The following is a 12333-nucleotide window of genomic DNA, read 5'->3' on the forward strand; positions in this document are numbered from 1 at the left end:
TCAGGTCTCCAGAATTGCTATTGCTGAAATCTGCCGCCCGTAATCCGGTTCCTGAAGATGGGTCGTGCGGCGGAAAGAAAAGAAACGGTCGTCGTCGGGATAGGTGCAAAGTCCGAGATTTTCGGCCTGCACGCCAGCGGCGACCAAGCGGTCTACGGTCAGTTGCTTGAGATCGAAAAAGGCATGGCCCGCATTCGGTGATGGTGAGAAATAGGCCGCATGGGCAGGGTTCATTTCCTTCAGGCTTTCCACCCGCTCCGGCCCAACCTCATAATTTTCCTGGCAGATGGAAGGGCCGAGAGCCGCCACGATCCGCTCACGCTTTGCGCCGAGTGCAATCATAGCTTCGATGGTGTTTTCCAGCACGCCTGATACTGCACCCTTCCAGCCTGCGTGGGCTGCACCCACCACACCCGCCTGCGCATCTGCAAACAGGATAGGGCCGCAATCTGCGCTCAGTACGCCGATGACGACGCCGGGTGTTGCCGTGACCATGGCGTCGGCCTGCGGGCGATCACCATCATAGGTGCCATCCACAACCACGACATCGGGCGAGTGGATTTGATGCACGGTTGCGAGTTTTTCCAACGGCAGGTCAAACCATTGCGCCACGCGCGTTCTGTTTTCCAGAACCGCATCACGATCGTCGTTGGAACCTATGCCGACATTGAGCCCACGATAGATGCCCCCTGAGACACCTCCATGACGGGTGAAGAAGCCGTGGCGGATATGCCTTCCAGTCGCGGAGGCAAGCAAGGTGCTTTGAAGGGGAAGCGGCAGAGTTTCGTCCTGCATTACGGTGTCAATCCTTGGCGATGTCGCTGATTTGAAACGAATATTCGCGAGCGAGTGTTTCCGGTGAAGCGCATCACTTGGGATGCAGTCGGCAGTTTGTCACTGCTTCGAATTGGCGCGATGTTGGCCCAAGGCTGGTGCCGCTGTCAATCCAGCGGACGGAACGGCAGCAGATGGACGGACGCGCCGGATACGGCGAGCACCTTGAACAGGGCACCCATTTTGCCCACGCCTTCGCCTGCCAGCCGGTTGACGGCCTCGGCGATTTGCAGCGTCTGTTCCGGCGTTGCTTTTGCCGCCAGCGTGTCGGCGCGCTCCTTCAGGCCCAGCCCGTAGAGAAAGTCACCTTGCGGCAGGCATCCATTGATATGGATTCCGTTTGCTTCAGCCATTCTCGAAAGATTTTCGAAGTCCACGTGGCTGGTCAGATCAGCCTCGCCGGGGTGAGCGAGAACGGGGTCGAATTCATGCATCCGCAATGCCTGCAACGTATCGCCATAACCCGAAACAGTGTGGCCATAATCGATGATGAGAGCTGTGCCGCCATTGCTTTTCAGACGTCGTGACAACGCCGCCATCACAGCCTCGCGGGCTGGAGAATATTCAAAGATCGTGCCGATGGGCTGCCGTTCGGGGAAGGGCGGCAGCAGGTCGGGATCGATGCTGGCGAGGCCGGCGGTGAAAATGAGCTCGTCTGCCGTATCCAGCGCCACAACCCTTTCACGGAAGCCGTGAGGCGTCTTGACGAACTGGCGGATGGGAATGGCATCGAAGAGTTCGTTGGCGGCAATCAGCAGAAGGCCCGGCGGCACGTCCTCGAAGCTTTCATGCCAGGAAATCTTGTCGCCGTGGCTGGCCAGCGTCTGCTTCTGGGTTTCGGTCAGTCTTGGGCTGGTTTCCACAAGGTGAACGCTCATGCTCTCGTAAAGCGGGGGGGCGATGCGCTGGATGACGCGCAGCATATCAGCCATCATCGTACCCCGTCCCGGACCGATTTCCACGAGGCGCGCATTGGCAAGTGTGCCCAGGCGCTGCCATGCATGAACCATGAAGACGCCGAGCATTTCGCCGAAAAGTTGGCTGACTTCAGGTGCGGTAACGAAATCACCCGTGCGACCGAAGGGCTGGCGGGTCTTGTAATACCCGTGTTCGGGATCTGCCAGACACAGCGAGAAAAAGTCGGTCACGCTCATCGGGCCGTTGAGACGTATGATGGACTTGATGCGGCGAGCAAGCGGTGTCGGCATGATCAATCCGGTTCCTTATGAAGACGCAGCGCGGCGTGCGCGGACGACAGCCCATAGGCCAAGAAGGAACATGGGTGTCGATAGAACCATGCCCATGGTCAGCCAGTTCCCGACCAGATAACCGATCTGTGCATCCGGCTCGCGGAAAAACTCGACGAAGATACGTGACAGCGCATAACCGCAGACGAAAACGCCCGTCACGACACCGGGGCTTTTCAGTGCCTTGAAGCTGTAGATAAGAACGGCGAGAACGATGACAAGGACGATCCCTTCAAGTCCGGCTTCGTAAAGCTGGCTCGGGTGACGCGGAAACGGACCGCCGGTGGGGAAAACCACGGCCCAGGGAACATCCGTCAATCGGCCCCACAATTCGCCATTGATGAAATTGGCGATGCGTCCGAAAAACAGGCCGAGAGGCGCGACGGCTGCAATGATGTCGAACATGCTCCAGACTGGAATGCCGTTGCGGCGCGCAAACAGCAACATGGCAACGGTGGTGCCGATCAGTCCGCCGTGGAACGACATGCCGCCATTCCATATTTGAAGGGCTCTCACCGGGTTGTCGATCACGGCACCCAGATCATAAAAAAGGATGTAGCCGATGCGCCCGCCCAGAATGATACCCACGGCTGCCCAGACAATAAAGTCATCGAGATGGACGGGCGTGACAGGCGATTTGTCGCCGGGCCACAGGCGGTCCGTCAGGCTCAGCTTGCGGGCGTAATACCAGCCCAGCATGATGCCGATGACATAGGCTATGCCATACCAGTGTATCGGCAATGGCCCGAGGTTGAACGCCACCGGGTCGATGTTGGGGAAGGGCATGATCGAAAACTGGGCGAGGGGTCCAAACAAATCGGGTCATCCATTGTCATTGCGTTGAGGGCAAGGAACTTAAGAGTGCTCACTTAAGAATTGGATATCTCAATCATTCTTTTCCCGGAGCGGGAAAATGGCGACTGAAAAGGGTGCGGTCAAGGCGATTCTTCGGCGTCATCATGGCGCGGCGAGACAGAATGTCGAATGCAACGATTCCTGATTTTGCTTGCAACGCGGCGGGGGAGTGCCTACCTGAAAGTCATGGACCGGAAAGGCGGTTGACCTTTCCAGATACTGACGAGGACATCGCCCCATGACTACGACAGGAACCAACCGTATTTTCGATGAATTCGCAAAGCTGATGACGGATGCAGCGGGCGCGGCCCAAGGCATGCGCAAGGAAGTTGAGCAGGCGTTTCATGCGCAGGCGGAACGGTGGCTGAATAGCCTCGATCTGGTCAAGCGAGAAGAATTCGAAGTCGTGCGTGAAATGGCCATTCAGGCACGCGACGAGAATGATGCGCTGCGCGCTCGTCTCGATGCGCTGGAAGCCAAGCTTTCTACGACCGCTTCGTAAGAAGCCGACAACCTTTTGATTCTGATGCCGGGCCTTCCCCAAGGTCCGGCATTTTTCGTTTTTGTGTCATTTCGAAGCAGTTTGCGCCGCAGTGGGGATTCGCTCCGGCCAAGCAAGCGATTTCATTCAGTTTTTTTTAACGTCTGTGGAAACACCCGAAAAACACAATTGGCAGAGTCAGTTATGACTCACAACTGAGGTGTCGTACGAGGAGATATACACAGTTCTCGTTGCAAAAACAGAGACCTGGGGGTGGCGCGGGGACTCGCTCGTTATACACTGATTTTACATGATGATTCGAAACGAACTCGGTAAGCTCCAGACAGGTTAACTGCGTTATTCTGGCGGGGTCGGGCATCATCCCAACTGTTGTAACCCGGCATTTGCGTGTGCGTTTTTGTGCCTTTGCGTGCGAGACAAAACATTCATTTCCGGCTGAGAAGGTGCCGTATGAGCCTAATGGAATTTGAAGTCGAACGTCACTCCAACCCGGTCGATATGATCGAGTTCGTTGCTGCGTCCAACGACTGGTCGTTCGAACGCTCCGGCGAAGATGAGATTGCCATGACGGTCGAAGGCCGTTGGGCGGATTATCATGTTTCGTTTTCATGGATGGAACAGTTCGAAGCGCTGCATCTTGCCTGCGCTTTCGATATCAAGATTGCCGATCACAGGGTCAACGAAGTCATCCGTCTTCTGGCGCAGGTCAATGGCCAGACGCTGATGGGTCACTTCGATCTGTGGCGTCAGGAAGACGTCATCATCTTCCGCCAGTCCTTGTTGCTGGCGGGCGGTGCAGAACCAACCAACCAGCAGGTCGAGGTTCTCCTGTCGAGTGCACTCGAAGCTTGCGAGCAGTATTTCCAGGCTTTCCAGTTCGTCGTCTGGTCGGGAATGGATGCCAAGTCCGCAATGGACGCGGCTCTGTTCGAAACAGTGGGAGAAGCCTGAAGCCATGGTATCGCTTGCATCGGGTCCAGTCGTTCTCATCGGCGCCGGCAATATGGGTGGCGCTCTGCTTTCGGGCTGGTTGAAGAAGGGTGTTGCGGGGTCTTCGATTATCGTTGTCGATCCCGGCCCCTCCGATGCGATGATGAGCCTGATCTGCGAGTCCGGCGCGACGCATCTGACGCAAGCGCCGACGGATAAGACAGCCGGCATCCTGTTTCTGGCCATCAAGCCACAATTGATGGATGCCGTGCTGCCGCCATTAAAGCCCATCGTTGGGCCTCAGACCGTGGTCGTCTCGATTGCGGCGGGCAAAACGCTCTCCGGCATCGAGGCACTTCTCGGAAAATCAGCCGCCATTCGTGCCATGCCGAATACGCCTGCCATGGTGGGGCGCGGTGTCACAGGGGCCTATGCGAACGAAGTCGTCACCGAGCAGCAGCGCTCGCTGGTGGAAACCCTTTTGAAAGTCAGCGGCCCGGTTGAATGGGTTGCCACAGAAGCGGATATCGATGCGGTGACCGCCGTTTCCGGCAGCGGCCCGGCTTACGTCTTTTATCTCGTGGAGTGCATGGCGGAGGCAGGCCGTAAAGCCGGTCTGCCGGCGGACCTCGCCATGCGTCTTGCTCGGGAAACCGTCGCGGGGGCTGGTGAATTGCTTCACCAGTCCCCCGAAGAGGCCTCGCGCCTGCGCAAGAATGTGACCTCGCCCGGCGGCACCACCGCAGCGGCGCTGTCCGTTCTGATGGCAGACGAAGGCATGCAGCCGCTGTTCGACAAGGCTATTGCTGCCGCGAAAAAGCGTGCGGAAGAACTGGCAGTCTAAGGAGGCTGGATGATGAGCGAAGAGATCAGCTACGCCGATTTCGAAAAGGTCGATATTCGTGTCGGCACCATCATCGAGGCCGAGCCTTTTCCGGAAGCGCGCAAGCCGGCATTCAAGATCAAGATCGATTTCGGCCCCGAGATCGGTATCAAGAAATCTTCCGCCCAGATCACCGTGCATTATACGCTGGAAACTCTGGTCGGACGACAGGTCCTTGGCGTCGTCAACTTTCCACCCCGCCAGATCGGCCCGTTCCGCTCCGAAGTCCTGACGCTCGGCTTTGCCGACAAGGACGGCGCCATCGTTCTCGCCGCTGTGGAGCAGGCTGTTCCCAATGGGGAAAAGATGTGCTGACACGAATTTCACCAGCACGCGCCCGTCAGTTAAGCGGGAATTTTCACGATCACACGCAAGCCGCCTAATGGGCTGTCATCCAGCGTCACGTCGCCGCCATGGCTTCTTGCGATGTCGCGTACGATGGACAGGCCAAGCCCCGTGCCTGACGCGTTGAGATTGCGGGCTTCGTCCAGACGGTAAAACGGCTTGAACACGTCTTCGCGGGACTGTTCCGGTATGCCCGGGCCGTCGTCATCGAATGTCAGCGTGATCGACCTTGGCGCACGGTGCGCTTCGACGTTGAGCGTGCTGGCATAGCGATGGGCGTTGGCGGCCAGATTACCGATCAGCCGCGCAAAAGCGTTGGGCCGCACGGGCAATTCCGTTACACCGTTCAAGGCATAACTGAAGCTTTTGCCGCACATCAGGAAATCGTTTTTAAAGCGGTCGAAGAGCGGAGCCAGCTCCAGAGTGCCCATGCTTTCCTCGGCGTCGTCGCGCGCGAAGGCAAGATAGGCTTCCAGCATGGACTGCATGTCGTCCACGTCCTTGTCCAGCCCTTCCAAATCCGGGTTGTCTCCGGCCAGCGCAAGCTGAAGCTTGAATCGGGTGAGAATGGTGCGCAGATCGTGGCTGACGCCATTCAGCATGGCGGTTCGTTGTTCCATCTGTCGCTCTATGCGTTCCCGCATCAGAATGAAGGCGAGACCGGCGCGACGGACCTCATCCGCGCCTCTTGGCGAATAGGCGGTGCTCTTCTGGCCGCGACCGAAGCTTTCAGCGGCTTTCGCCAGCGCCAGAATGGGCCTGATCTGACCGCGAAGGAATAGAATGGATATTCCAAGCAGGACCAGCGACGCACCGCCCATCCAGACGAGGAAGATGTGGGTATTGGAAGCATAGGCCTGGTTGCGGCGGGTGAAGACGCGCAGGGTCTTGTCGTCCAGCTGAATGCGGATTTCAACGAGGGAGCCATTGCCGAACGTATCCAGCCAGAAGGGCTTGCCAATCTGCTGCTGGATCTGGTCGGCCAGGATCGTGTCGAGAATGGAGAAGAAGGGTTGGGCGCGCGGCTCCGGCAAATCCTGCTTGGGTTCGATATAGATACTGAGGTCAAGGCGTTCGCGGGCGATGCGGATGACCCGCTGATAATCGTCCTCTTCAGGGTCGGTTTCCAGCAGTTCGATGATGGCGGCGATATCGCGGGTCACGGCGGCGGAAAGGCGTTCCGTCACCATCTGCCAGTGGCGTTCCATGAAAACGGCGGCGACGACGACCTGCAAAAGCACCATCGGCAGAATGATGATGAGCAGCGAGCGGGTATAGAGGCCGGTCGGTAGCCAGTGGCGAAGCCAGCGGACGGAAAATCGCCAGGCGCGGGCAACCGCGTTGTTTTTCGCAACATTCCTGAAGTCGAGGCTCGCCATGGTCCCGCCTATTCGCTTTGGCCCGCAACAGACGCAGGTCTTTAATCGACGCTCAGACGGTATCCGATGCCGCGCACGGTCTGCAAGTAAACAGGATTGGCCGGATCGTCCTCGATCTTGCGACGAAGCCGGTTGATCTGCACATCGATGGTGCGCTCCCCGACATCGGCCTCGGCATCGACCAGTTCGTGGCGCGGTATCGTGTCACCGGCGCGCAATGCAAACAGCAGCATGATCTCCTGTTCGCGATCCGTCAGGCGAATGACCTCTGCGCCACGCCGCAGTTCCTTGCGGGGCACGGAGAAATTATAAGGCCCGAAAATGATCTGCTCGATCTTCGGCGTATCGGGCGATGCATTGCGCCGCAGAATGTTGTTGATACGCAGCACCAGTTCCCGCGGATCGAAGGGCTTGGGCAGATAATCATCCGCACCAGCCTCCAGGCCAGCAATGCGGGCGTCCGCTTCAGAGCGGGCTGTCAGCAGAATGACCGGAACGGATTTGTTTTCGTTGAGCGAGCGTGTCAGCGACAGGCCGTTTTCGCCAGGCATCATCACATCGAGAATGAGCAGGTCGAAACGGATGCCGAGCATCTTGCGGCGGGCTTCGGCGGCATCGGCAGCAGCGGTAATACGGTAACCCTTGTCACCCAGAAACCGTTGCAGCAGATCGCGGATACGCGCGTCGTCGTCGACGATCAACAGGTGAGGGGCGTCGTCTTCCGCCAGTGGCTGTTTAGGTGCACCGCTCGGCATGGTTATTCCTTCCCCTCGTTCGAGGATATCTCGGTCATGGCCTTGTCCGTAACCGGGTCGCGCATGCGGGCGAGAAACGCCCGAACGCAGGCGCGGGCCTCCGGCTGCATATCCTCCAGCGCGCGGTCGATTCGTCGCGATTGCGGTTCGCTCAGCGCCAGCGCCAGTTCGCGGCCCGTCAGTGTAGGGTAGAGCCTGCGCTGGCGGCGGTCTTCCGGCCCTGCCATCTGGCGAATATATCCGTCATCGATCAATTGCTTGAGCACTCGTGCAAGGCTTTGCTTGGTGATTTGCAACGTGTCCAGCAAATCGGCCACGGTCATGCCCGGTTGGCGGCAGACGAAATAAACCACGCGGTGGTGTGCCCGCCCATAATCCAGCTTGGATAGAATGACATCAGGGTCCGACACGAAATCGCGATAGGCAAAGAAAAACGCCTCGATCGTATCGAAGTCGATCTTGCCGTCATCGACATGCGGAAGTGCTGGAGTTTGTTTGACGGCAGTCTTTTTCATCGACTGGACAGGCACTGTCGTTCCTTCTTATCGTTATCAACCTCCGCCGCGCGGGCTGGTCTCGGGACCTGCCATGACGGCGAATTTTCCTCTTTCGAACGTCACGTCGCAGAAAATAATCCTAGCCTGCGGTGACGCCGGTGCAGACTATCTGAAAATGTGTGACGCAGGGAGGATGCCCGCAATCATTTTCTGTTGCGTTCGATAATATGCCGCTGGTTGAACATCAACGATATTATGATGGCGCAGACCACAAACGCAAAAAGAGCGCGGGCTGGCCGCGCTCTTGTCATGTCCATTGGTCGCAACGATTACTCGTAAACGTAAACGATCCGGCGTGTGCTTGGCTCGACCAGAACACGGCGGTCGTTGACGCGCACATAGCTGTATTCATAGTCGGGAATCGTGACCAGTTCGGCGCTTGCTGGAAGCGTTTCACCAATGGCGACAGAGCCGTCGTAACGCACTGCTTGTGCAGGGTGCTTATCGATATAGGTGATGACGTTTTCTGGCGGGTTGACTTCGCCAACGCGACCGAGGTTCGGATCGCCCGGATTTGGTTCAGCCTGAACACTGGACGTCTTTTCATAGGTGACGACAGGTACGTTGATCTCGGACCGGCGTTCACGCAGGATCACTGGCGAACCTTCGTACATCACATTCAGATAATCGGCATTGGCCCAACCGCGAAGGCCGTTCACCTCAATGCGGCACCAAGCGCTGCCATCGAGGCAACCATCCAGAACGGCGTCGCTGCCGCGTGTTGCCAGACCGAGTTCGGGGTAATCTTCGCCTGGGCCAGAGCGCACAGAGATGTCGGAAGCCGTCGTGGCAACCATCGCCGCATTTGCATATCCAGCAAGCAGTGTCAGCGCACCACCGGCGATCATAAGTTTCAGCTTCTTGTTCATTTGCCTTACTCCTTTGAAGACTGGGGCAAGAACGCACAAGTTACCGGTCTGTTCCCGTTTTTGTGATGTCTAAAGTTTCCGCTCGTCTGTTTCGATTGCCAAAGCTCTGAACTTTTATGGACTTTACAATGCCCGATATTCTCTCGGGTTTTATTGTGCGGCCCGATCTGCCGGTCTATAGAAAGGCCCTGTTCTAGTGCAAAGGAGAGACCATGGGCAAGTTACAGGCAGGCATCATTCCCGTGACGCCATTTCAGCAGAACTGCACCATTCTCTTCGATGAAGACACCAAGGAAGGTGTTGTCGTCGACCCCGGCGGGGATGTGGATGTCATCGTCCAGACCGTGACCGAAAACGGCGTTACGCTGAAGGAAATCTGGTTGACGCACGGTCATCTCGACCATGCGGGCGGCGCCAAGGAGTTGAAGGAAAAACTGTCGCTGCCCATCATCGGTCCGCATGAGGATGATAAGCCGCTTCTCGAGCGTATAGAAATTCAGGCGCAAACCTACGGCCTTCCCGGCCTGCAAAACGTGCTGCCGGATCGCTGGTTGAAGGATGGTGATACGGTTTCCTTCGGCGATCACCACTTCGAAGTCTACCATTGCCCCGGCCACGCGCCCGGCCATGTCATTTATTACAACCGCGAACAGGCGTTTGCCCATGTCGGCGACGTGCTGTTTTCCGGATCCATTGGGCGCACCGATCTTCCGGGCGGCAACCATGCACAGTTGTTGGCCTCTATCCGAGACAAGGTCCTGCCACTGGGCGATGAAATCGGCTTTATCTGCGGCCATGGCCCGGGCGGACGTATTGGCGAAGAGCGCCGGACAAACCCTTATTTGCAGGGGATTTATGCGGATCAGAAATAGGTCGTCAAAACCGATATAACACGTCGTCCTGATGCTTTACCGCTTCAGCGCCTGTCTTTGACAGGTGTGTAGTTACGTGGACTCTGATTGGCTACGCCGTCTGATCGTGGAGATTTCAGTCAGGAATGCAGCGAAAACCTCGGTGTTTTGACTGTATGTATGCAAATAGTAGTTCTGGCTAAGCACGATCACTGTTTGTTTTATTGGGGTGTCCTTCGCCGTAGTTTTCACTTTTTCAACGAACTCTGCCAGGCCCGGACACTCTATATTTCGATCTTTCAAGTGGTTCAGCCTGATCGCCCAAAAGCTCATATCGCCGACTTTGATATCAACTGTTGGACCGAACTGGGTTACGTCTTGCGCCTGTATAATTGCGTCAGAGATGGGGCTCAGACCGTTTCGAAGCGCGAACTCACCAACTCTCTCCAGAAGATGAGGCAGTTCGTCGTTCGCCGTCATACGCTCCAGCCAAATCAAAAAAACCCGGCATTCCTGCCGGGCTTCAACGAGAAAAGAAAATCGTTAGGGATCAGCCATCAATCTGCAGATTGACTGCTTTTGGTCCCTTGCCACGACGATCCGGTTCAGTGTCGAAGCTTACTTTCTGGTTTTCTGAAAGGGCGGACAGGCCAGAAGCCTGTACGGCAGAGATGTGAACAAAGATATCGGCGCCACCATTGTCTGGCTTGATGAAGCCGAAGCCCTTGTCGGTATTGAAGAATTTAACGGTGCCAGTCTCGGCCATGCATCAGGTCCTTTTCGCTCTGCCCGTGTTCAGCTCCAGGCAGCATTACAGTTTTGCCCGTGAGGGCGTACGGCAGGCAGTTTGATAATTGAGAATGTGGACCTTCGCGTGGAAAGCTTTTGACGTTCTGATCAACGTTATTTTGTCCCCGCCGCCCGGAGTTTTTTATCTCCGGAGCACTTGTTTTGTAGGCCTTCCCATGCTCGCAACTTGCCCGAACCGCAACAGATTGCTGTGTTTATTTAAAATTGGCAAGCGAAACTTTTCGGACAAGCACAACGCTCATCTACCACGGTCAAAGTGGCAAACGTCTGGTCTGGCAGATTTTTTCTCGCGCTTTCGCAGTTGTGAAACGAAAACATCGCTGACGATGGGATTTACGACCCATTTTCGCGTGAAAAAAGTAAAACTTCTCTGAATGTAGAATGTCACAAAGTGCTTATGTTTCGGCGATTATACGGCTGTTTCGTCGTTTGGAAAGCTCCGGCACGAGTTCGACGAGCAAAATCGCTACAAAAATGATACCGCAGCCGACGTAACCGACCGCCGGAATTGTTTCGTGCAGGAAGATTGCTGCAAATAGTGCGCCGAAAAGTGCTTCCGAAGACAGGAAGATCGCGGCCTGGGGTGCGGTGGTGTAGCGCTGGCCGATGACCTGCAAGACGAAGGCAAGCCCTGAAGACACCAGGCCGACATAGAGAATTTCCTTCATGGAGGAAGCGATCGCCGTGGTGTTGATTGGCTCCATGAAAATGCCGATCAACATGCTCAGCACCGCGCAGACCGCAAATTGCGTGCAGGACAAGGCCAGTGGCCGGTTGCTCTGCATGACGAAACGGCCAGCAAGCGTGATCTGGATGGCCCAGAAAAAGGCGCAGCTTATGCTCAACAGATCGCCTGTCGTGAGCCGCGTCACGGCTCCACCCGACAGCAGGAAGATGCCGCACAGCATCATCAGTGCGCCCGGCCACACGATCCAGTGCGGATGGCGACGATAGACGATCACGGCGATGACTGGCACGAAAATGACGTAGAGGGCGGTCAGAAAGCTGGAATTGGTCACCGTCGTCGTCAGCAGTCCCACCTGCTGTGTGGTGGCCCCCATGAAAAGGGCAAGTCCGACCCAGACGAAGGTCTTCATCTCGGCAGGGGTAGGGGCTGACGTCATCCGGCGGCTTTCCATCATGGCGAAGGGCAGGACAGCCAGCGCGGCGATTGCAAAGCGCAGGCCGACGAACCAGAACGGGCCAATGCTTGCCATGGCGGTCGATTGCGCCACGAAGCCACCACCCCAGATAGCTGCGGCGAGCAAGAGAACGAGATTGGCCTGAATACGCGTCATGGGTCACCAAAAAAGAAGGACCCCGCCACCGTGAATGTCGATGTTTTGACGTTGGCTTGATGCCGGGTTTGGCGGTGCTCTACCAATTAAGCACTCAAGCAGCAAGGCGTGGTCCTAATGGGACCGTAGCGATCCATTCATAAATATTTTCCCCTTAGCGCTGCACATTATGTCCTGTTTCGAATTTCTACCAATAGATAGATTCCTATTAAAGCGAG

At 56.6% G+C, this 12333-nt stretch carries 15 protein-coding genes; 6 read left to right on the forward strand and 9 right to left on the reverse strand.

The features are described 5' to 3' along the window. The 3 genes from pgeF to lgt all read right to left on the reverse strand — a co-directional run bounded on the left by pgeF (nucleotide 1) and on the right by lgt (nucleotide 2867). A complete protein-coding gene (gene pgeF / locus ASF29_RS04210) occupies nucleotides 1–795 on the reverse strand; it encodes a peptidoglycan editing factor PgeF (RefSeq protein WP_062448896.1) in 795 nt (264 codons plus the stop codon). Nucleotides 796–941: 146 nt separating this feature from the next. Further along, nucleotides 942–2042 (reverse strand): class I SAM-dependent methyltransferase, encoded by a 1101-nt coding sequence (locus ASF29_RS04215; protein WP_062448898.1) that lies wholly within the window; start codon nucleotides 2040–2042, stop codon nucleotides 942–944. A gap of 15 nt (nucleotides 2043–2057) precedes the next feature. Further along, nucleotides 2058–2867: a prolipoprotein diacylglyceryl transferase gene (gene lgt / locus ASF29_RS04220; protein ID WP_062449033.1), complete on the reverse strand. Its 810-nt coding sequence runs from the start codon at nucleotides 2865–2867 to the stop codon at nucleotides 2058–2060. 307 nt (nucleotides 2868–3174) lie between these two features. Here lgt and ASF29_RS04225 point away from each other — a divergent pair, with 307 nt between their 5' ends. The 4 genes from ASF29_RS04225 to ASF29_RS04240 all read left to right on the forward strand — a co-directional run bounded on the left by ASF29_RS04225 (nucleotide 3175) and on the right by ASF29_RS04240 (nucleotide 5566). Then, nucleotides 3175–3438, forward strand: a complete 264-nt coding sequence (locus tag ASF29_RS04225) for an accessory factor UbiK family protein (RefSeq protein ID WP_062448900.1) — start codon at nucleotides 3175–3177, stop codon at nucleotides 3436–3438. A gap of 450 nt (nucleotides 3439–3888) precedes the next feature. Then, a complete protein-coding gene (locus ASF29_RS04230) occupies nucleotides 3889–4389 on the forward strand; it encodes a YbjN domain-containing protein (RefSeq protein WP_062448901.1) in 501 nt (166 codons plus the stop codon). Between the two features lie 4 nt (nucleotides 4390–4393). Beyond that, on the forward strand, nucleotides 4394–5212 hold the full coding sequence (gene proC, locus ASF29_RS04235) for a pyrroline-5-carboxylate reductase (RefSeq protein ID WP_062448903.1): 819 nt from the start codon (nucleotides 4394–4396) through the stop codon (nucleotides 5210–5212). Between the two features lie 12 nt (nucleotides 5213–5224). After that, nucleotides 5225–5566, forward strand: coding sequence for a tRNA-binding protein (locus tag ASF29_RS04240; protein ID WP_062449035.1), 342 nt, complete (start codon nucleotides 5225–5227; stop codon nucleotides 5564–5566). Between the two features lie 29 nt (nucleotides 5567–5595). On the opposite strand, the gene ASF29_RS04245 is transcribed toward ASF29_RS04240, so the two are convergent. The 4 genes from ASF29_RS04245 to ASF29_RS04260 all read right to left on the reverse strand — a co-directional run bounded on the left by ASF29_RS04245 (nucleotide 5596) and on the right by ASF29_RS04260 (nucleotide 9156). Further along, nucleotides 5596–6975, reverse strand: a complete 1380-nt coding sequence (locus ASF29_RS04245) for an ATP-binding protein (protein WP_062448905.1) — start codon at nucleotides 6973–6975, stop codon at nucleotides 5596–5598. Between the two features lie 41 nt (nucleotides 6976–7016). Continuing rightward, entirely contained in the window at nucleotides 7017–7730 is a 714-nt protein-coding gene (locus tag ASF29_RS04250) for a response regulator transcription factor (RefSeq protein WP_062448906.1), read from the reverse strand. 2 nt (nucleotides 7731–7732) lie between these two features. Further along, nucleotides 7733–8260, reverse strand: a complete 528-nt coding sequence (locus tag ASF29_RS04255; protein WP_156462524.1) for a MarR family transcriptional regulator — start codon at nucleotides 8258–8260, stop codon at nucleotides 7733–7735. A gap of 296 nt (nucleotides 8261–8556) precedes the next feature. Further along, on the reverse strand, nucleotides 8557–9156 hold the full coding sequence (locus tag ASF29_RS04260; protein ID WP_062448910.1) for a DUF1236 domain-containing protein: 600 nt from the start codon (nucleotides 9154–9156) through the stop codon (nucleotides 8557–8559). A 212-nt stretch (nucleotides 9157–9368) separates the two neighbouring features. On the opposite strand from ASF29_RS04260, the gene ASF29_RS04265 reads away from it, so the two are divergent. Together ASF29_RS04265 and ASF29_RS24790 are read left to right on the forward strand one after the other, a co-directional pair. Continuing rightward, entirely contained in the window at nucleotides 9369–10028 is a 660-nt protein-coding gene (locus ASF29_RS04265) for an MBL fold metallo-hydrolase (protein WP_062448912.1), read from the forward strand. Nucleotides 10029–10115: 87 nt separating this feature from the next. Then, nucleotides 10116–10580: a hypothetical protein gene (locus ASF29_RS24790; RefSeq protein ID WP_156462525.1), complete on the forward strand. Its 465-nt coding sequence runs from the start codon at nucleotides 10116–10118 to the stop codon at nucleotides 10578–10580. Here the strand turns inward: ASF29_RS24790 and ASF29_RS04275 are convergent. Then, nucleotides 10558–10773, reverse strand: coding sequence for a cold-shock protein (locus ASF29_RS04275; protein ID WP_042617292.1), 216 nt, complete (start codon nucleotides 10771–10773; stop codon nucleotides 10558–10560). The genes ASF29_RS24790 and ASF29_RS04275 overlap by 23 nt on opposite strands. 439 nt (nucleotides 10774–11212) lie before the next feature. Next, nucleotides 11213–12115: a DMT family transporter gene (locus ASF29_RS04280; protein WP_062448915.1), complete on the reverse strand. Its 903-nt coding sequence runs from the start codon at nucleotides 12113–12115 to the stop codon at nucleotides 11213–11215. Between the last annotated feature and the right edge of the window lie 218 nt (nucleotides 12116–12333).

The organism is Rhizobium sp. Leaf262 (genome assembly GCF_001422245.1).
GTDB lineage: Bacteria > Pseudomonadota > Alphaproteobacteria > Rhizobiales > Rhizobiaceae > Agrobacterium.